Here is an 18,504-nt window from a genome sequence, read left to right as displayed (position 1 = left end):
AATAGGCCGCTTTATGCCGAGTCGTAAAGGACTTTGATGCCTACTGCGCCGCCATTGGCAAACGCGCCAGTTGGCACTGTGCCCAGAGCTGTTCCAGCGCGCCGACCAGGGCGTCGATATCGGCCTGGCTATGCACGGGCGACGGGGTGATGCGCAGCCGTTCGGTGCCTTTGGGCACGGTCGGATAGTTGATCGGCTGGATGTAGATGCCGAACCGGTCCATCAGCACATCTGACAGATATTTGCATTTCACCGGATCGCCCACCATCACCGGAATGATGTGGCTGGGGTTGTCGATATGCGGAATTCCCGCCGCTTCAAGGCGGGCGCGGACCTGTGCCACACGGGCCTGCTGGCCTTCGCGTTCGATATTGGATTGCTTGAGGTGGCGGATCGAGGCACATGCGCCCGCCGCCACGGCCGGTGGCAGGGCAGTCGTAAAGATGAACCCGCTCGCGAACGAGCGCACAAAATCGCAGACCGCGGCACTGCCCGCGATATAACCGCCGACCACGCCAAAGGCCTTGCCCAGCGTCCCTTCGATCACGGTGATCCGGTCCATCAGCCCTTCGCGTTCGGCAATGCCGCCGCCGCGCGGGCCATACATGCCCACGGCGTGCACCTCGTCCAGATAGGTCATCGCGTTGTATTTGTCGGCCAGATCGCAGATCTCGCGGATCGGGGCGATGTCACCATCCATCGAATAGACGGATTCAAAGGCGATCAGTTTTGGGCGGTCCAGCGGCTGCGCGGCAAGTTTCGCCTCCAAGTCGGCCAGATCGTTGTGTTTCCAGATCTGACGTTCGGCCTTTGAATGGCGGATGCCTTCGATCATGCTGGCGTGGTTCAGCGCGTCCGACAGCACAAGGCAGTTCGGGATTTTCGACGCCAAAGTGCCAAGGGCCGCCCAGTTCGAGACATAGCCCGAAGTGAACAGCAACGCGTCTTCCTTGCCGTGCAGGTCGGCCAACTCGCGTTCCAGCAATACGTGATGGTGGGTCGTGCCAGAGATGTTGCGCGTCCCGCCAGCGCCTGCACCGACTTTATCAAGCGCGTCATGCATCGCGTCCAGCACCTTGGGGTGCTGCCCCATGCCCAGATAATCGTTGGAACACCAGATCGTGACAGGGCGCACCGCATCACCCAGATGATTGGCCGCCCGCGGAAACGCACCCCGCTCCCGCGCAAGATCGGCAAAGACGCGGTAGTTGCCCTCAGCGCGCAATGCGGTCAGCGCGTCGCCAAAAAACGACTGGTAATCCATGGGGTATTCTCCTGCAGCTTGGGTAGGTTCTACAGGACGGGGCAGTCGCGACTTTGACACAGGTCAAAGAACAGCCCGATTATTGCACGGCCTTGATCCCCGCATAGGCCGCGCGGAATTTGGCGTAGGCGGCATCAAAATCAGCCCGCAGCGCTGTGTCTGGCATGATGGTGTCGCCCAAGTCCGGCGGGGTCATCAGCGTTTCCGCATCCGCACCCGTGGCCGCCGCCATACCCAACCGCGCGGCACCCAAAGCCGCGCCGAATTCGCCGCCCTTTGGCAGCGATAGCGGCACACCCAATACGGTGGCGATCAGTTTCAGCCAATAGCGCGACCCGGTGCCGCCGCCGATGGCGATCAGCTGGTCAAGGGTGGCACCCGTGGCGCGCAGGGCATCGAAACTGTCACGCAGACCAAATGCCACCCCTTCCAGCACCGCGCGGGTCAGATCATCGCGGGTGGTATCAGCCCCTATCCCCGTGAAACTGCCGCGAATGTCGGCATCATTGTGCGGTGTGCGCTCGCCCGACAGATAGGGCAGGAATCGCAGGTCTGTGGGCGCTTGCAGGGTCTCGCCCAAGGGCGCTGTCAGATCGCGCGGTGCGGTGCCAGTGATCCGGCCCAGCCAGTTCAGGCTGTCAGTCGCCGAGAGCATCACGCCCATCTGATACCAGCGGTTCGGGATCGCATGACAAAAGGTGTGCAGCGCAGTTTCGGGCGCGGGTTTGTAGCCGTCGCGCGCGGCCAGAACCACGCCCGACGTGCCGAGCGACACAAAACCTTGCCCTTCGGCCACGGCCCCGATCCCGCAGGCAGCGGCGGCATTGTCACCCGCACCGCCCGCGATAGTGACTGGGCCGTTCAGCCCCCACCTGGCCGCCAGATCGGCGCGCAGTTCGCCCGCGTGTGCACTGCCTTCCACAAGGTCGGGCATCTGGTCGCGGCGCATTCCGCCTGCGGCCAGCAGGTCAGCCGACCAATCGCGCGCACCAACGTCAAGCCACGCAGTGCCGGCAGAGTCGGACATATCGGCGACGTAAGCGCCCGTCAGATAGAAGTTCAGATAAGCTGCGGGCAATAACACCTTGGCAACACGTGCAAAAATTTCCGGCTCATGCTTAGCCACCCAGCTAAGTTTTGGGGCAGTGAACCCCGGAAAGACGATATTGCCCGACAGGTCACGCACGCCCGCGATCTGGTCAAGTTCCGCGGCTTCAAGGTGCGAGCGGGTGTCGTTCCACAAGATGCAGGGGCGCAAGACATCGCCCGTTTCATCCAGCAGGGTCGCGCCATGCATATGCCCCGCCACACCAATGCCACGCAGGTCGGCAAACGCCGGATGGGCCGCGCGCAAATCGGCCATCGCGGCCTCAAGTGCGGCAATCCACTGTGCCGGATCCTGTTCGGACCAGCCCGAATGCGGATGGCTGACATTGTAGTGATGCTCGCTTGTGCCAATCGGAGTGCCATCGCCGCTAATCAGCAAGGCGCGCAGGCCCGATGTCCCCAGATCAATACCCAAGTATGTCATATCGGTCCTTTCATGGGGCGCCATAGCCCCCGCCACCCGGCGTTTTCATCACAAATACATCCCCCCCGGCAACCTGTGTTTCGTCATTGCCCTTCAGGCGGTCGATCCGCCCGTTGGCCCGTGCAACGCGGTTTTCACCCACGGCACCCGCGCCACCGCCGTCAGTGCCATGGGGCGGCACGATCCGGTGCGATGTCAGCACCGTCACGGTCATCGGTTCAAGGAAACGCAAACGGCGCACGATGCCGTCGCCGCCCCTATAGCGGCCCGCGCCACCGGACCCATGGCGGATCGAAAACTCATCAACCCGCACAGGGAATCGCGTTTCCAGAACTTCGGGGTCGGTCATGCGGGTGTTGGTCATGTGGCTGTGCACCGCACTGGTGCCATCGAACCCGTCACCCGCGCCAGTGCCGCCGCAAATCGTTTCGTAATTCTGATAGACATCGTTGCCGTAGACGAAATTGTTCATTGTCCCCTGACTGCCCGCAATCACACCCAACGCCCCAAACAGCGTATCGGCAATGGCCTGTGACACCTCGGTATTGCCGGAAATCACAGCGGCGGGATGGGCGGGGTTGATCATCGTCCCCTCGGGCACGATCAGGTTCAGGGGCTTCAGGCAGCCTTCGTTCATCGGGATGTTGCTGCCCACCAACGTGCGGAACACATAAAGGACAACAGCGCGACAGATCGCCAAAGGAGCGTTATAATTCAACGGGTTCTGTGGCGACGTTCCGGTAAAATCAAGGGTGGCCGTGCGCGCCTTGTGATCCACACTGATCGCCACCTTGATCTGATCACCGCTGTCCAGCGGATAGGTGAACTTGCAATTGCGCAGCACATCCAGCACACAGCGCACGCTTTCTTCGGCGTTGTCCTGCACATGCGTCATATAGGCGTGAACGGTGTCCAATCCGAACTGGCGCGTGATCTTTTGCAACTCGGCCACGCCGGTGGCGTTGGCGGCAATCTGTGCGGCCAGATCGGCCATGTTCTGATCGACGTTGCGGCAGGGATAGGGGCCGGACGCGAGCAATTCCCGCGTTTGCGTGTCGCGCAACTGCCCCTGCGCCACCAGCAGGAAATTGTCGATCAACACGCCTTCCTCGTCAATCGTGCGGCTGTCGGGCGGGGCTGATCCGGGGGTCTTGCCGCCGATATCGGCGTGATGGCCACGGCTGGCGACCGTATAGGCAATGCGGTCGCCGTCGAACACGGGCGTGATCACGGTGACATCGGGCAGATGGGTGCCGCCGTTGAACGGATTGTTCATCATGAACACGTCACCGGGGCGGATTTTGCCCGCATTCTGGCGCAACACCGTGCGCACGGATTCCGACATCGACCCAAGGTGCACCGGCACATGCGGCGCGTTGGCGACCAGATCACCGGCTTCGTCAAAAATCGCGCAGGAAAAGTCGTAGCGTTCCTTGATGTTCACCGAATAGGCGGTGTTGGCCAGCGTCGCGCCCATCTGCTCGGCGATAGACATAAAGAGGTTGTTGAACACCTCAAGCATGACCGGATCGACGCGGGTGCCGATTGCCATTTCCCGCGGCAGCGGTGCGACGCGGCGCAAGATCAGATTACCGCCCGACAAGCATTCCGCCTGCCAACCCTGTTCTAGGATATTCGTGCCTGTGGGTTCGGTGATGATGGCAGGGCCGTCAACGGTTTCGCCCGAACGCAGTGTCGCACGGTCAACCACGGGCACGTCACGCCGCACCCCTTGCGACCACATCGCGCGGGTTTGCCCGGGGCCGGGTGTGCCTGTGGGGTCGGGCAGGTTCACCGGTTCGCCGGTGGCCCCGATCGCCTCGGCCGTTAGCATGTCGATGATCAGGCGCGCGCCCTGGGGCACAAAGCCGAACCGTTGCTGGTGGGCGGTTGCAAAGGCGGCGGCCATGTCGTCAGCCGCGCCAAACGGCACGGCCAAAGTCTGTTGCGCTCCATCCGGGCGGATGTGGGCCATTTCGATTGTGCTGATTTGCGCCGCGGCTATGCCCTGCCCTGCCACTTCGGCGCGGGCGTCTGCTGCAAGGTCGGACAGTGTGTCAGCCGCTGCCGACAGCGCATCAAACCCCTTGCCAAACTGCGCCTCGCGCATGGCGCGCACATCGGCCAGCCCCATGCCAAAAGCCGACAGAACACCGGCAAAGGGATGGATGAACACGCTTTCCATCCCCAGCGCATCAGCGACCAGACAGGCGTGTTGCCCGCCTGCCCCGCCAAAACAGTTCATCGTGTATTTGGTCACGTCATAGCCGCGCTGCACGCTGATTTTCTTGATCGCATTGGCCATGTTTTCGACGGCGATACGCAAGAAGCCTTCGGCGATGTCCTCGACGCCCATCTCGCCACCGATCTGCGTGGCCATATCGGCGAATTTTGCGCGCACCACCGCTACATCAAGCGGCTGATCGGCGTTGGGGCCAAAAACGGGCGGAAACAGATCGGGGTGCAACTTGCCCAGCAGCACGTTGCAATCGGTCACTGTCAGCGGCCCGCCACGGCGATAGGCCGCCGGGCCGGGGTTGGCCCCTGCACTTTCCGGGCCGACCTGCATGCGCCCATCGCGATAGGACAGGATTGATCCGCCCCCCGCCGCGACCGTATGGATCGCCATCATCGGCGCGCGCATCCGCACGCCAGCGACTTCGGTTTCAAAGCTGCGCTCGAATTCACCCGCGTAATGGCAGACATCTGTTGATGTCCCGCCCATGTCAAAGCCGATCAACCGGTCAAACCCGCAGTTTACCGCCGTGCGCACCATGCCGACAACACCACCCGCCGGCCCCGAAAGGATCGCATCGCGCCCTTCAAACAGGGTGGCATCCGTCAGCCCGCCGTTCGAGCGCATGAACATCAACCGCTCGCACCCGCCCGTTTTCGCGCCCAGGGCATCGGCGACCTGGGACACATAGCGCCGCAAGAGGGGCGACAGATAGGCATCAACCACAGCCGTATCGCCGCGCGCGACGATCTTGATCAGCGGACTTGTCTGATGGCTAAGGGACACCTGCGAAAACCCGATGTCGCGGGCGATATCGCCCAGCGCGACCTCGTGTTCGTTGAACCGGTAGCTGTGCATCAATGCGATCGCCACAGACCGGTATCCCGCTTCACGGGCGGCTTGCAGCGCCGCGCGGGCCGCGTCTGCATCAAGCGGCGTGACGACCTTGCCATTTGCATCCAGTCGTTCATCCACCTCGACCACATCATCATAAAGCAGTTCCGGCAGCACGATATGGAGATCAAACAGCCGTGGCCGGTTCTGGTAGCCGATCCGCAACAGGTCGCGCATGCCCTTGGTGATCAGCAGCAACGTGCGCGCGCCCTTGCGTTCCAGCAAGGCGTTCGTGGCCACGGTCGTGCCCATCTTGACGGCGTCAATCCGGTGCGGCGGGATGGGATCCTGTGCGCCCAGACCCAGTAGCGCACGAATGCCGTGGACGGCCGCATCAGCATAGCTTTCGGGGTTTTCCGACAGCAATTTGTGGGTATGCAACTGGCCATCGGGTGCCTTGCCGACGATATCGGTAAACGTCCCGCCGCGATCAACCCAAAACTGCCACATCTGCACCATCCCCCTTGCGCCAGTTTTTCAACGGCAGGGCACGGGATGTAAAGCAGGCAATAGCCCGCCACCCATACGATGTGACGCACCGGCATGGAAATTCACCAAAATGTCCAAAAGCCAAATGGTGCCCAGGGGCGGAATCGAACCACCGACACGAGGATTTTCAATCCACTGCTCTACCCCTGAGCTACCCGGGCACCGGGACAACCTAAGTTGTGGGTGTCGGCTGTTTAGGCGAGGCGTTCAAAGGTGTCCAGAGGGATTTGTGGGAAAACGCCTAGTGCGGCTTGTCGGGGGATTGATCGGCCTGGCGCAGCACTTCATCAAGCGCTTTTTCAACGTCTTCGGGATCGGTCGAGGGGATCGCATAGCCCCCGCCCAGCCACTTGGCCAAATCCACATCTGCGCAGCGTTTGGAACAGAAGGGACGGTATTTTGCATCGGTCGGTTTGTCACAAATCGGGCAGGCCATGCGGGGCTCCTGTCTTATTGCTTGGCCCATCGGGCGGTTGCGGTTCTGGGCTGGCGAAATTCAGCGCCCTGCGGCGCGTCGACAGACAGCGCCAGTTGCGCCAATGCACCCACCAACCCCTCCAATGCCACACGCGCCTGTGCACGGGCAAGGTGTTGCCCCAGACATAGATGCGGCCCCGTGGCAAAGCCGATATGGCGCGGCGTGGCCGGGCGGGACAGATCAAACCGATCAGGGTCCGCAAAAACGGCAGGGTCACGATTGCAGGCCGCCTGCACGACCGACACCGTTTCACCCTGGGGCAGAATGATCCCGCCGATCTGCGTTGACCGGGTCACATGCCGATGCGACGATTGGACGGGTCCATAAAAGCGCACTGTTTCCTCGATCAGTGGATCAAGGAGGGCGGGATTATCGCCCAGCTGGTCAAGCAATGCGTCGACCGTGGCAAGGGCATGCAGGGCATTCAGAATCAGTGCTTCAACGGTGGAAATCCCGCCAAAGAACACGAGCGACGCGTTGCGCGCGATCTGGTCATTGGTCAGGTCGCTTTGGGCCAGATCGGCAAGAAGGGCCGCTTTGGGACGGGCGAGTGCGGCAATGATCATGGTGCGAAATTCATCCGCGGCCTGTTGCCCGCGCGCACGGATATCGCTGTCTTGGGCGATGTTGCCGATGCCTGCCTCCAGCGCCTTGAACCAGCGGCGCAGGTCCGGTTCAAGGGCATCATCAAGGCCGAACAGGTCAAGCATCACAAGGATCGGCAGGCGTGCGGCGAAATCATGGCGCAGGTCCGCCCTTCCCGTCGCGCGAAATCCGTCGATCAGTTGGGTCACGCGCGCGACCATCGCGGGTGCAAGGGTGGCGCGCACGTGGGATCCGGTGAATGATGCGCGGAACGGCACTTTTTCTGTGCGGGCGGCGGGGCCGTCCAGCGTCATCATGTGCAGGCCAAGGATGTCGTAAACCGTTGATCCGTCAAAGCCGACAGTAAAGGCGGCATCGTCCAGCAGCACCGCGCGCGCCAAGTCGGCCCGCGTGATCATCCACATGCCCGCAGCGGGTATCCATGACACCGGTTCAGCGGCGCGCAGGCGGGCATATGCGGGATATGGATCGGCGTGAAGTTCAGCCAGCGTGACTGCCGCCCCGACGGGAAACTGCGCGGCGCGCGCGGGGCCGATCGGGGCGGGCGTAAAAGGTAGCTTCAATTGCCCCCCTTCCCTAGCTGATCAGCGCGCCCAAAACAGGCGCAAGCGGCAGGCGTTCGCGTTTGCGTTGCAGTTCAAAGTGACCCAGCGGAGTCCAGCCCACAAGGGCTGTATCAACCGGATCGCCGCGAAAGGCTGCCCGCAGCGCCTGTTCGATCTGCTTGCGGTGGGCCTTGGACATGGGCGCGAAATCAACCGCGATCTGCCCTGCCAACCCACGCAGGCGCAGGGCCAATGGCAGGGCGCGGGCTGCGGCAAGGTTCACCTTGAGCGCGGCGGCGGGCGATGTGTCATTGCCGGTATTCACATCCACGGCGACCAATGCGCGGGTGGGTTCGACATACATGCCCCCCTCGCCCAGCTTGTGAAACCCGCCTAGGGCAGCAAGCTGGTCAAGCACGCCTTCGCGCGCGAATCCGCCCGCATCTGTGATCACTTGCGCGGGGTCCACCCATTCGCGCCATGCAAGGGCATGCGGGCTGTCGCCCTCGGTCAGGGCCTCGGCGGTTTTGCCGTCTGTTTCGGCCATGACGGTGTCGGCCATCGCGGCCATAGCATCAATATCTTCCGCGATTTCAACGGGGTCCGCGCCAGCGCAGGACGAACGCAGGATCAACCCGTAGCCTTCGGGCAGGTCCGCCGCATGGGCAATCGCCAGCAGTTCATCGCGGGTATCTTCGTCCTTGATGGACCGGCTGATGTTCAGACCGGGCGCGCCGGGGGTCACAATCGCATAGCGGCTTTTGAACAGCACCTTTTGTGTGACGGGCACGGCCTTGCGATCCTCGGCGTAGCCCGTGACCTGCACCAGCAATGCCTGTCCCGGCGCCTTTCCCTTTGCCGCGCGCAAAAAGGCTGTGCCGCCTTCGGGAAGGCGCAGCATCATACCCCCCTGCCCCTTGATCGGACGGTCGCAAATCGCGCGGTAAATTGCGCCGGGCCGCGGGGCATCGGCGTGATCAATCAGGATGTCGTGCAGCTTGCCTTCGACCAGTAGCGCGGCGGCCTCGACCTCGCCCAGATGGTCCAGAACGATCATGCGGCCTTTCATAGCGCGCCTCCGTATAGGGGGTAGCCCACGGCCGTCAGCAAGCCGGCCGTTTCGGCCAGTGGCAGGCCGACAACGCCGGTGAAGAATCCGTTGATCCACGGAATGAACGCGCCGGCGGGGCCCTGGATGGCATAGCCGCCGGCTTTGCCCTGCCAGTCATCGCTGGCCAGATAGGCGTTCACTTCGGCGTCCGAGAGGCGCTTGAACTGCACCGTCGTGACCACATCGCGGGTGCGGATATCATCGCCGCGCCGCACGGCCACGGCGGTGATCACGCGGTGACGGCGCCCCGAAAGGGCATAAAGAAACGCTGCCGCCTCGCCTCCGTTGGCAGGCTTGCCCAGAATGCGGCGGCCCATGGCGACAGTGGTGTCAGCGCACAGAACAACTTCGTCGTCAGCGCACAGGCTCGCCGCCGCCTTTTCACGGGCCATGCGGGTCACGTAAGCGCGCGGAATTTCGCCCTTAACAGGCGTTTCATCAATATCGGGGGGGCGCACGGCATGGGGCACCACGCCGATCTGCGACAGCAGTTCAAGGCGGCGCGGGCTTCCCGATCCGAGAATGAGTTTCATGCGCGGGTCAGTCATGACCGGCGCGGCTTATTTGAAACGGTAGTTGATCCGACCCTTGGTCAAATCATAGGGGGTCATTTCCACCTGAACTTTGTCGCCAGCCAGAACGCGGATGCGGTTCTTGCGCATCTTGCCTGCCGTGTGCGCGATGATCGTATGGCCGTTTTCCAGCTCGACCAGGAATGTCGCGTTCGGCAGGAGTTCCTTAACGACACCGGGAAATTCGAGCAGTTCTTCCTTGGCCATGTGATCTCCATCAAAAAGGTCCGCATTGGTGCGAACGGCGCTTAGATGCGCCCAAAGGCGCATAGTTTCAAGTGCTAAACTGTCAAAGCAGCGTGACGGTGATGCTTTTGATACGGTGATCCTGTTCCGCCCAATGGGCAAAGTTGCCGACCTGACCGGATTGGCGTGGGGCGGCGATGGCGTGTGGATCGACATCGGCAATGGTCCAGCCCGCAACGTCGGTGTCGCCTTGGGCAATAATGCCGCTTGCTGGCAGCCCGTGATCAGGCGGGCCAAAGAACCCGGCGCGGCCCGTTTGCGTGTCGGCTATGGCGCAATCGGGCACATCGCCGATCAATGGCGCTTGCACAATCAGGCATTGCTGTTCAATCGCGCGGGCGCGGCAGGACTGGCGCACGCGGGTCTGGCCTGCGGGGAAATCGGCATTGGAGGGCACAAGGATCATATCCGCGCCTGCCTTGGCCAAGGCACGGGCCAGCAGCGGAAATTCGCTGTCGTAACAGATCAGAACACCGATCTTGCCCAAGGCTGTGTCGAACAGGCGCAGGTCATTGCCAGCGCTCAGGCCCATTTCGTCGCGTTCATAAGGGGTCAGGATCAGCTTTTTCTGCGCTGTCGCCTGACCGCTGGGGGAACACAGCAAGGCTGCATTATAGGTCTTGTCGCCACCTGCCCAAGGCATGCTGCCTGCAAGGATGTGCACACCGTAGCGTTGGGCCAAATCCACATGCAACGCGATCCAGTCGTCACGGCGGTCACGCAGACGGGCCACCCATTCCAGCGGGCTGCAATCCTGGGGCGTACCGATCAGGGCCGCCTCGACACCAGCGTATTCGGGGAAAACCAGCAGGTCTGCGCCCTTGGTGGTGGCGTCACGCACCCATGTATCCAGCTTGGCCGCCAGACTGTCCCAATCGGCGTGCCACTCCATGGCATAGGCGGCTGCGGCGATTTTCATGCGTCCGGTTCCGGCGGTGGACCAAAACGCGCGATCAAATGATCGGTGATCTGGTCGCGGGTCTGGCGATATTTGACAAGCTTGTCGTCACGGTTGTCCGTCAGACCAGTCGGGTCAAGGATTGGCCAGTATTCCACGTCAAGATGATAAAACCGCGTCAGTTCAAGCGCGCGGCGCTGGCTGGCAGGAGACAGGGCAAGCACCAGATCAAATGACGACAGATCATCGCCCCAGTCTTCCATTTCGTCGAACGAACGCGAGCGGTGTCGCGCCAGTTCCACCCCGATTTCAGCGCAGACGGCAACGGCGAAGCCGTCGATCTCCATGTCATTTTTGACGCCAACGGACTGAATGTAACACTTTGTCCCATATAGCTTTTTCATGATCCCTTCGGCCATGGGCGAGCGCACCGAGTTATGGTCGCAGCAGAACAGGACCGAATGGGGCAGATCGCCTTGGGTGATGGGCGTTGCCACTGCGCTATCCGCCGAAATGCAACACACAGATGAGGGTGAACAGGCGGCGGGCGGTGTCGGTATCGACCTCGGCCTTGCCTTCAAGGCGTTCTTGCAGGATGCGCGCGCCTTCGTTGTGGATGCCGCGCCGCGCCATATCAATCGTTTCGATCTGGCTGGGGGCCGCTGTTTTCACGGCCGAAAAGTAGCTTTCGCAAATCTGGAAGTAATCCTTCACAACCTGCCGGAACGGGCCAAGCGACAGGTGAAACGCGCCCGCAGGCTGGTGGTCTTCGGTTGTCACATCAAACACCAGCCGCCGCTCGCGGATCGACAGCCCAAGGTGGTAGGGACCGGGGGGTGGCGAACGGTCCTCGCGCCGCGGCAGGACAAACGAGTTGTCTTCAAGCAGGTCGAACATCGCAACCTTGCGTTCCTGTTCGATCTCGGCGGTGGGGGCCGGCAGGGCGCTGTCGTCCAGATCAATCTTGGTAATTTTCGACATCGTTCAACCTTCGTTCAACTGATCAAGACGGGCGCGCACCGACAGCCCGTGCGCCTCCAAACTCTCGGAAATGGCAAGCCGTTCGGCGGCGGGGCCAATCGCGCGCAATGCGCCGGGTGTCATCCGTGCGAGTGTCGTGCGCTTTATGAAATCCATGACCGACAACCCCGATGAAAACCGCGCCGAACGGGCCGTGGGTAACACGTGGTTCGGCCCGCCAATGTAATCGCCGATGGCTTCGGGCGTCCAGCCGCCAAGAAAGATCGCACCCGCGTGGGTGACTTTGTCGGCCAACGCATCTGGGTCAGCGACGCAAAGTTCAAGATGTTCTGGCGCGATGCGGTCGGACAACGCGGCGGCCTCCTCCATATCATGCACTGTGATCACCGCGCCAAAGTCGCGCCAGCTGGCCTGCGCAATTGCGCGGCGTTCCAGCGTTTCAAGGCGCTTTTCCACGGCCTGCGCCACCTGCTGGCCAAACGCCGCATCATCGGTGATCAGGATGCTTTGGGCGCTTTCGTCGTGTTCGGCTTGGCTTAGCAAGTCAAGCGCGATCCAGTCAGGGTTGTTGTCCCGATCCGCGATCACCAGAATTTCCGACGGCCCCGCGATCATGTCGATCCCGACCTTGCCGAACACACGCCGTTTGGCGGCGGCGACAAAGGCATTGCCGGGGCCAGTGATCTTATCGACGGGGGCGATCGTGTCCGTGCCATAGGCCAGCGCGGCAATCGCCTGCGCCCCACCGATCCGGTAGATTTCGTCAACGCCTGCAATCCGCGCAGCCATTAAGACCAACGGGTTACACACCCCGTCCGGCGTTGGCACGGTAATGGCCAAACGTCCAACGCCTGCGACCTTGGCAGGTATGGCGTTCATCAGCACCGAGGACGGATAGCTGGCCAACCCACCCGGCACATACAGGCCTGCCGCTGACACAGGCGTCCAGCGCCAGCCAAGGGTCGCGCCGGTGTCATCGGTCCAGCTGGCATCCTCGGGCATCTGGCGGGCGTGATAGGTGCGGATGCGCTCGGCAGCCAGTTCAAGTGCGGCGCGGTCGTCGGCCGACACCTTGGCGCATTCGGCCTCGATTTCGGTCTCGCTAAAGCGCAGGGTGTCAGGCGTCAATTGCAAACGGTCAAACTGCGCCGTGAGGTCAATGACGGCCGCGTCACCGCGCGCGCGCACATCCGCGATGATCGCCGCCACCGTGTCGTCCACATCGGGGCTATCTTCGCGTTTGGCCCCTAAAAGGGCCGTGAAACGCGCCTCGAAATCTGGGTCTGTGGTGGCGAAAAACTGCGGCATCTGCGACTCCTTTGGTCTGACATAGCCGCAGGGCGCGGGCGCATCAATGAAAGGGTTTACTGGGTTGCCACGGCCGTTGTCATGAAAACGATGGCGCGCTCCGCTGCTTCGCCCGTTGCTTCAGCCACGTAGGCCTGAAACGTGGTATTGGCCGCACAAAATGCCGGATGGGACATATTGCCACCCAGCAATGCGGCTTCCATTTCGGGCGTGGTCGCCGGGTCATTCGTCCAACCATCGACGATCGCGGCGATGTCACTGTCTTGCACCGCACCATGCGTGACCGGCGTATCGCGTCCCGCAGCCATCGCGCGAAAGTTCTCGTTGCCGATCGCGGCGACCAGATCAAGGTCCATCTGTTCGACCTCGGCCATGGTCAGGTTCGCGCCGCCACTGACAGCAAACTTGGCGCACAGGGGCGGGTGATCCGCAAGGCTTTCCAGCACGGTCAGGGTTGCGCGGTTGATCGCGCGCAGATTTTCCAATGGGGCGCTGGAGAGGTAATGCGCGTTGTCCATGCGCAATTCGGTGGTGAAATTGCGCGACTTTTCAAAGGCTGCCTGTTCCAGATTGGGAATGCCGCTGTTGGCCAGCGTGGTCATTTCCGCAAGGAAGGCTGCATATTCGGCCGGATAGTCCGCCGCGATAAGACGGTAAAGGTCGCGTTGCACTTCGCTTGTTACGCCGTCCAGAAGCATACCCTCGACATCTTCGACGGTAAACTCACCAGAGCCGGGTTGGAACGGCACCGCAGCCGAGTAGCCAAAAAACAAAAAGAATGCGACGACAGCGGCTGCAACAAAGCTGGCAGCAATGATCGCGGGGGTTTTCATGGTGCGGACCTATCTAAGTTTCATGGCTGGGCGCTTTGTGCGAGGGCGCGGCGTAAGGGCGCGTCACATCGCGCAGCACCACTTCAAGGGCTTCGACATCCACCGCAATCGCGCCGTCACCGGCAAGGGTCAGGATCAAACGGCCGGTGCCATCCGCGCCCGCCTTGAATGACAGCGACAACAGCGACATGACCGTATCAGGGTCACGGCTGACACCTTGGGTCTGCACTTTCATCGTATCTTCGATCACCAGCACCGATTGCACACGTTCCACGGGGCGGTTACGTGCGGCGGCCTTGTCGGCGTCTTCCCAGCGGAAGCGGTTGATCAACAACGCAAAGCGGCGCTTGCCCCTGTCCCATTTCATTTCGCTTGCGGGGAACACGGCGTCTTGGACCAGTGACGAAATCACGGTCAGGTCATCAACGTCCAACGCCCGCAGGCGCAGCGGGCTTTCGCCGCCGTCTTCGAATGTGGCGTCTGCGCTCACGATCCGGGGACCCGTTTGATATCAGCGCCGACCGCACCCAGCTTGTCCTCGACGTGTTCGTAGCCGCGATCAAGGTGATAGACGCGGTTGACCTGCGTTTCCCCTTCGGCCGCCAGCCCCGCAAGGATCAGCGACACGGAGGCGCGCAAATCAGTTGCCATGACTGGCGCACCTTTCATGCGTTCCACACCCGTCACGGTGGCGGTGCCGCCATGCACTTCGATCTCGGCCCCCATACGCACCAGTTCTGGGGCATGCATAAAGCGGTTCTCGAAAATCTTTTCTTCCAGCACCGATTTCCCCTCTGCCACGCAAAGCATCGCCATCATTTGCGCCTGCAAGTCAGTCGGGAAACCGGGGAAAGGTTCTGTCGTGACATCCACGGCCGTGGGGCGGCCATTCTTGCGCGCCACTTTTAGCCCGTTGGCGGTTTCAGTCACACTCACACCCGAAGCGTCAAGCTTTTCAGCGAAAGCGGCGACCAGATCCATGCGGCCACCGATGCATTCGACTTCGCCACCCGCAATCACGGGGGCCAGCATATAGGTGCCAAGCTCGATCCGGTCGGTGACAACTGGGTGGGTCGCGCCACCAAGCCGGTCAACGCCCTGAATGGTGATCGTCGCTGTGCCATCGCCATCAATCTGTGCGCCCATGCGGCGCAGGCAAGTGGCCAGATCAACGATTTCCGGCTCGCGGGCGGCGTTGTTGATCACGGTCGTGCCTTTGGCGAGGGTCGCGGCCATCATGATGTTTTCAGTGGCGCCAACACTGGCAAAGGGAAAGTCGATGACCGCGCCCTTCAACTTGCCACCCGCTGCCTTGGCATGCAGATAACCGTCTTTCAGATCAATCGACGCACCCATCTTCTCAAGGCCGTCGGTGTGAATGTCCATCGGACGGGCACCAATCGCGCAGCCACCGGGCAGGGACACGACGGCATGGCCTTCGCGCGCCAAGAGCGGCCCCAGCACCAGATTGGACGCACGCATCTTGCGCACGATGTCATAATCGGCGGTGGTGTTGATCGTGCCGTGGGTCGACATGGCCTGCACCTTGCCGTCCTGCATCGAGGTGATTTCCGCGCCCAGCGATTGCAGCAGTTCGGTCATCGTCTTGATGTCGGACAGGCGCGGCGCGTTGGTCAGCGTCAGGGGTTCTTCGGACAACAACGTTGCAGGCATCAGGGCAAGTGCGGCGTTTTTCGCCCCCGCAATGTGGATTTGCCCACTTAGCGGCTTGCCGCCCTTGACGATAATTGAATCCATACCTGCCTACTCTTTCTCTTTGTTATCCGCGCCATTGTCGGCGCGTGCCCGTGCCTGCGCCTTGCGACGCCCCATGTTTGCCTTCAGCGCTGCCTTGAGCCGTTCTTCACGGATTTGGGCCTCGGTGCGCTTGGGTTTCTGGCCGGATTTCTGCTCCATACCCGCCCTGTTACCAACAAGGGCAAAAAGCGTCCAGAGAGGGCTTGCACCATTTGCACATAACCGCTAATTCCCGCGCCACGGATGCTGTGGTAGCTCAGTGGTAGAGCACACCCTTGGTAAGGGTGAGGTCGAGAGTTCAATCCTCTCTCACAGCACCATCCAAATTTGGTAGGTAAAGCTACCGTCTTTGGTGATACAGCACGAAATACATCGCATTACCAATGACGCGACGACGCGTTGTATTCTATTGCGTTTTATGTGCATTTAGTCACAAGTAATAACCTCGATCCAAAATGTGGTATGACCCAAGTGAACAAAGAAAAACCCACCGCTATTTCCTTCTTTTCCGGTGCCGGAGGGATGGACGCAGGTTTTTTTGCCGCTGGGTTCGATGTCAAACTTGCTATCGAGATTGATCCGTCTTGCTGCGATACCTTACGCAACAACTTGCCACAAACAATGGTCGCTAACCGAGACATAAACGAAATTTCCGCGGCGGAAATTTGCGAACTATCCAGCCTGAAAGTTGGGCAGATCGATTGTATCTTTGGAGGACCTCCTTGTCAGTCCTTTAGCTTGGCGGGGCGCCGTGAAGGCCTTAACGACGAACGCGGTATGCTGGTGTTTAAGTTCATCGAGCTTGTGCGAGAACTTAAGCCAAAAACCTTTGTCCTAGAGAACGTTAAAGGGATGGTGAGTTGGCAGGCAGGAACCGTCTTGCGAAAAGTTGAGCAGATGTTTGCGGAGCCACTGGATTCTGGCGAAAAGTATTCGGTGCAGCATTTGGTACTAAACTCTGCTGACTATGGCGTGCCTCAAAACAGAGAACGTGTTTTTATTGTCGGATCACGTCTTGAGACTGCGTATAGGTTTCCAGAGCCGACACATGGCGCGCGCAACGTTGACCACGAACGGAAACTTGAACCCCATGTAACGGTTGGCCAAGCCCTTGAAGACCTTCCTAAAGCTGACGCTCCCTCTAAGACAGCGCTAAGAGTTTCTAAGACAATTAAGGGCAGGATTGAAAAGCATGGCTACTAAAAGGTTACCAAATCACATCGCAACCGCTCACGCCCCCAGCACGTTGGAAAAAATCCGCAAAGTGCCGGTCGGCAGGAAGCTATCAGAGATAGACAAGACCTTCGGCTCAACATACCGCCGACTTTCACCCGACAAAGTCAGCCCCACGGTAACGCGAAGTGGCTACCGAGACTTTATTCACCCTACTGAAGACCGCATGCTTACGGTTAGGGAATTGGCAACACTCCAGTCGTTTCCCAAAAACTGGGTTTTTCTGGGTGTTAGACTGGACAGTTACAGCAGCAAACGCAAAACGACGATGACCCAGTTTGGTCAGGTAGGGAACGCGGTGCCTCCACGTTTGGCGGAAGCAGTTGCGAAGTCCATTCTGGAGCTTCTGAACAAGGATGCCTAAAGTCCCAACACAAGTAATATCTGAACAGTATCAACTTCGGGCTACATTTTTTGCCAATAGCTTAGAGAAGAACAACTACGTTGGTCTATTTGAGTTTGTTACGAATAACTTGGCCGCCATTGAAAACACGCTGAACTGGCGCAAGAGCGCAGAGTTTGGAGTCAATGGGGACATCCAAAAAAGCCTTGAAGAACAACGGATGAGTCTATCACAACACCTGTGTCATCCGAACGTCCTTCTTTCAAACAGCCGCTACCTGACGTATTATCGCTGTATCTCGGCATTCTCGCAAAAAGGACTGAAAACGCTTTCCGGCGTTACATCCGTTGAACGCTTGGAAACTGGAAAGTCAGATTGCACCACAGAGCAGGCTAACAAGCTCGCGCGCGTAATCAACGAAAACTTGACGGCAATATACTCTATTGCGCTCCCCGAAGCTGAGAAGTTGAAGGGACTAATGTATGCGACGGCGGGCACAACTATCGACGGTAGTTGGCGCAACAAAATTGGCTCGGAAGGAGAGCGTATCATACGCACATTGTTCCTCAAGGAACTCTTGTCGCATGGCGAGATTGCAAAGGTAACGCTCAAGACTGGGACTGACATTCTTGGAAAAGACCTGAATGCCAAATGGCTTGATGAACATACAACGGAACTGCAGTCCGGAATGACCACAAATGGCGCAGTGTTTCGTTTTAGAAGCGAGCCTGACATTACCTTGATCGCGCCGGACTCAAAAATCGTTGGAGGGGTCGAAATCAAGGCTGGAATTGACCCCGCTGGCGCGCTCGAAAGATTGGGAGCAATGATGAAATCGTTTGAAAACATCCGAGCGGAGTCATCTGAGGCGGAAACCATTCTTGTGGCAACCTGCATCACGGAAGAAGTAGATCAACGCCTACGCGGTATGAAGGGTGTTCGTACTTTCCTCATGACAGATGTTATTCAGAACCGAAAGTCACAGGGCACGCTGCTTATGAACATTATGCGCGCGTGCATCGGGTTGACCAAAGGATATTCATAGCGAGTGCGAAACCAAGCAGTTCTAGCGCAAGAGCGCAAATAGTTCGTGACTAGTTTTTTTTTGACGCGGTCGAGAGTTCAATCCTCTCTCACAGCACCATCCCCCTGTCCCGTGCAAAACCGCAAGCTGTTGT

The 18,504-nt window shown here is 60.1% G+C and carries 19 protein-coding genes and 2 tRNA genes; 4 read left to right on the top strand and 17 right to left on the bottom strand.

The genetic code is table 11. The features are described 5' to 3' along the window. Positions 1 to 40 precede the first annotated feature (40 nt). The 17 genes from hemA to SJY21_RS14495 form a co-directional block, all read right to left on the bottom strand. Positions 41 to 1,264, bottom strand: a complete 1,224-nt coding sequence (hemA, locus tag SJY21_RS14575; RefSeq protein WP_377512258.1) for a 5-aminolevulinate synthase — start codon at positions 1,262 to 1,264, stop codon at positions 41 to 43. 79 nt (positions 1,265 to 1,343) lie between these two features. Next, positions 1,344 to 2,795, bottom strand: a complete 1,452-nt coding sequence (xylB, locus tag SJY21_RS14570; protein WP_377512255.1) for a xylulokinase — start codon at positions 2,793 to 2,795, stop codon at positions 1,344 to 1,346. 10 nt (positions 2,796 to 2,805) lie between these two features. Further along, a complete protein-coding gene (locus tag SJY21_RS14565; RefSeq protein WP_377512252.1) occupies positions 2,806 to 6,375 on the bottom strand; it encodes a hydantoinase B/oxoprolinase family protein in 3,570 nt (1,189 codons plus the stop codon). A 125-nt stretch (positions 6,376 to 6,500) separates the two neighbouring features. Next, positions 6,501 to 6,575 (bottom strand) — tRNA-Phe (locus SJY21_RS14560). Positions 6,576 to 6,655: 80 nt separating this feature from the next. Then, on the bottom strand, positions 6,656 to 6,850 hold the full coding sequence (locus SJY21_RS14555; RefSeq protein ID WP_377512249.1) for a DNA gyrase inhibitor YacG: 195 nt from the start codon (positions 6,848 to 6,850) through the stop codon (positions 6,656 to 6,658). Positions 6,851 to 6,864: 14 nt separating this feature from the next. Then, positions 6,865 to 8,061 (bottom strand): cytochrome P450, encoded by a 1,197-nt coding sequence (locus SJY21_RS14550; RefSeq protein WP_377512246.1) that lies wholly within the window; start codon positions 8,059 to 8,061, stop codon positions 6,865 to 6,867. A 13-nt stretch (positions 8,062 to 8,074) separates the two neighbouring features. Then, positions 8,075 to 9,112, bottom strand: coding sequence for a ribonuclease E/G (locus SJY21_RS14545; RefSeq protein WP_377512243.1), 1,038 nt, complete (start codon positions 9,110 to 9,112; stop codon positions 8,075 to 8,077). Continuing rightward, positions 9,109 to 9,687 (bottom strand): Maf family protein, encoded by a 579-nt coding sequence (locus tag SJY21_RS14540; RefSeq protein ID WP_377512240.1) that lies wholly within the window; start codon positions 9,685 to 9,687, stop codon positions 9,109 to 9,111. The genes SJY21_RS14545 and SJY21_RS14540 overlap by 4 nt, the downstream gene beginning before the upstream one ends. A gap of 27 nt (positions 9,688 to 9,714) precedes the next feature. Beyond that, positions 9,715 to 9,933 carry a translation initiation factor IF-1 gene (gene infA / locus SJY21_RS14535; protein ID WP_008186030.1) on the bottom strand — a complete coding sequence of 73 codons (219 nt, stop codon included), beginning with the start codon at positions 9,931 to 9,933 and terminating at the stop codon, positions 9,715 to 9,717. A gap of 82 nt (positions 9,934 to 10,015) precedes the next feature. Beyond that, the gene (locus SJY21_RS14530) at positions 10,016 to 10,891 is read right to left on the bottom strand and encodes a carbon-nitrogen hydrolase family protein (RefSeq protein ID WP_377512237.1); all 876 of its coding nucleotides are present in this window, start codon (positions 10,889 to 10,891) and stop codon (positions 10,016 to 10,018) included. Continuing rightward, a complete protein-coding gene (locus tag SJY21_RS14525) occupies positions 10,888 to 11,367 on the bottom strand; it encodes a low molecular weight phosphatase family protein (RefSeq protein WP_377512234.1) in 480 nt (159 codons plus the stop codon). Before SJY21_RS14525 ends, SJY21_RS14530 begins: the two co-directional genes overlap by 4 nt. Before the next feature lie 4 nt (positions 11,368 to 11,371). Next, positions 11,372 to 11,851, bottom strand: coding sequence for a UPF0262 family protein (locus SJY21_RS14520; RefSeq protein WP_377512231.1), 480 nt, complete (start codon positions 11,849 to 11,851; stop codon positions 11,372 to 11,374). 3 nt (positions 11,852 to 11,854) lie between these two features. Next, positions 11,855 to 13,159, bottom strand: coding sequence for a histidinol dehydrogenase (gene hisD / locus SJY21_RS14515; RefSeq protein ID WP_377512228.1), 1,305 nt, complete (start codon positions 13,157 to 13,159; stop codon positions 11,855 to 11,857). A 56-nt stretch (positions 13,160 to 13,215) separates the two neighbouring features. After that, the gene (locus SJY21_RS14510) at positions 13,216 to 13,992 is read right to left on the bottom strand and encodes a hypothetical protein (RefSeq protein ID WP_377512226.1); all 777 of its coding nucleotides are present in this window, start codon (positions 13,990 to 13,992) and stop codon (positions 13,216 to 13,218) included. A 13-nt stretch (positions 13,993 to 14,005) separates the two neighbouring features. Next, complete coding sequence (locus SJY21_RS14505; RefSeq protein WP_377512224.1) at positions 14,006 to 14,482, bottom strand: DUF2948 family protein; 477 nt, start codon at positions 14,480 to 14,482, stop codon at positions 14,006 to 14,008. Next, positions 14,479 to 15,750 carry a UDP-N-acetylglucosamine 1-carboxyvinyltransferase gene (gene murA / locus SJY21_RS14500; protein WP_377512221.1) on the bottom strand — a complete coding sequence of 424 codons (1,272 nt, stop codon included), beginning with the start codon at positions 15,748 to 15,750 and terminating at the stop codon, positions 14,479 to 14,481. Before murA ends, SJY21_RS14505 begins: the two co-directional genes overlap by 4 nt. Before the next feature lie 6 nt (positions 15,751 to 15,756). Continuing rightward, positions 15,757 to 15,909, bottom strand: coding sequence for a hypothetical protein (locus SJY21_RS14495; protein WP_377512218.1), 153 nt, complete (start codon positions 15,907 to 15,909; stop codon positions 15,757 to 15,759). An 86-nt stretch (positions 15,910 to 15,995) separates the two neighbouring features. Between SJY21_RS14495 and SJY21_RS14490 the strand changes: the two genes are divergently transcribed. From SJY21_RS14490 to SJY21_RS14475, 4 genes are all read left to right on the top strand, one after another. Beyond that, a tRNA-Thr gene (locus SJY21_RS14490) sits at positions 15,996 to 16,070 on the top strand. A gap of 142 nt (positions 16,071 to 16,212) precedes the next feature. Further along, complete coding sequence (locus SJY21_RS14485) at positions 16,213 to 16,953, top strand: DNA cytosine methyltransferase (protein ID WP_377512216.1); 741 nt, start codon at positions 16,213 to 16,215, stop codon at positions 16,951 to 16,953. Continuing rightward, positions 16,943 to 17,347: a DNA cytosine methyltransferase gene (locus SJY21_RS14480; protein WP_377512213.1), complete on the top strand. Its 405-nt coding sequence runs from the start codon at positions 16,943 to 16,945 to the stop codon at positions 17,345 to 17,347. Before SJY21_RS14485 ends, SJY21_RS14480 begins: the two co-directional genes overlap by 11 nt. Next, complete coding sequence (locus tag SJY21_RS14475; RefSeq protein ID WP_377512210.1) at positions 17,340 to 18,371, top strand: XcyI family restriction endonuclease; 1,032 nt, start codon at positions 17,340 to 17,342, stop codon at positions 18,369 to 18,371. The genes SJY21_RS14480 and SJY21_RS14475 overlap by 8 nt, the downstream gene beginning before the upstream one ends. The last annotated feature ends 133 nt before the right edge of the window (positions 18,372 to 18,504 follow it).

The sequence above is a fragment of the Octadecabacter sp. R77987 genome (assembly GCF_042466115.1).
GTDB lineage: Bacteria > Pseudomonadota > Alphaproteobacteria > Rhodobacterales > Rhodobacteraceae > SW4.
The sequence above is the reverse complement of the archived record's forward strand: the minus strand, read 5'-3'. Positions and strand labels throughout refer to the sequence as shown.

What these genes read in the sequence shown, in the direction of transcription:
- SJY21_RS14475 (WP_377512210.1), top strand. Translation starts at nt 17,340, where the DNA reads ATGCCTAAAGTCCCAACACAAGTAATATCTGAACAGTATCAACTTCGG.
- infA (WP_008186030.1), bottom strand. Translation starts at nt 9,933, where the DNA reads ATGGCCAAGGAAGAACTGCTCGAATTTCCCGGTGTCGTTAAGGAACTC.
- SJY21_RS14480 (WP_377512213.1), top strand. Translation starts at nt 16,943, where the DNA reads ATGGCTACTAAAAGGTTACCAAATCACATCGCAACCGCTCACGCCCCC.
- SJY21_RS14495 (WP_377512218.1), bottom strand. Translation starts at nt 15,909, where the DNA reads ATGGAGCAGAAATCCGGCCAGAAACCCAAGCGCACCGAGGCCCAAATC.
- SJY21_RS14530 (WP_377512237.1), bottom strand. Translation starts at nt 10,891, where the DNA reads ATGAAAATCGCCGCAGCCGCCTATGCCATGGAGTGGCACGCCGATTGG.
- murA (WP_377512221.1), bottom strand. Translation starts at nt 15,750, where the DNA reads ATGGATTCAATTATCGTCAAGGGCGGCAAGCCGCTAAGTGGGCAAATC.
- SJY21_RS14540 (WP_377512240.1), bottom strand. Translation starts at nt 9,687, where the DNA reads ATGAAACTCATTCTCGGATCGGGAAGCCCGCGCCGCCTTGAACTGCTG.
- SJY21_RS14545 (WP_377512243.1), bottom strand. Translation starts at nt 9,112, where the DNA reads ATGAAAGGCCGCATGATCGTTCTGGACCATCTGGGCGAGGTCGAGGCC.
- SJY21_RS14485 (WP_377512216.1), top strand. Translation starts at nt 16,213, where the DNA reads ATGACCCAAGTGAACAAAGAAAAACCCACCGCTATTTCCTTCTTTTCC.
- SJY21_RS14520 (WP_377512231.1), bottom strand. Translation starts at nt 11,851, where the DNA reads ATGTCGAAAATTACCAAGATTGATCTGGACGACAGCGCCCTGCCGGCC.
- hisD (WP_377512228.1), bottom strand. Translation starts at nt 13,159, where the DNA reads ATGCCGCAGTTTTTCGCCACCACAGACCCAGATTTCGAGGCGCGTTTC.
- SJY21_RS14510 (WP_377512226.1), bottom strand. Translation starts at nt 13,992, where the DNA reads ATGAAAACCCCCGCGATCATTGCTGCCAGCTTTGTTGCAGCCGCTGTC.
- xylB (WP_377512255.1), bottom strand. Translation starts at nt 2,795, where the DNA reads ATGACATACTTGGGTATTGATCTGGGGACATCGGGCCTGCGCGCCTTG.
- SJY21_RS14555 (WP_377512249.1), bottom strand. Translation starts at nt 6,850, where the DNA reads ATGGCCTGCCCGATTTGTGACAAACCGACCGATGCAAAATACCGTCCC.
- hemA (WP_377512258.1), bottom strand. Translation starts at nt 1,264, where the DNA reads ATGGATTACCAGTCGTTTTTTGGCGACGCGCTGACCGCATTGCGCGCT.
- SJY21_RS14565 (WP_377512252.1), bottom strand. Translation starts at nt 6,375, where the DNA reads ATGTGGCAGTTTTGGGTTGATCGCGGCGGGACGTTTACCGATATCGTC.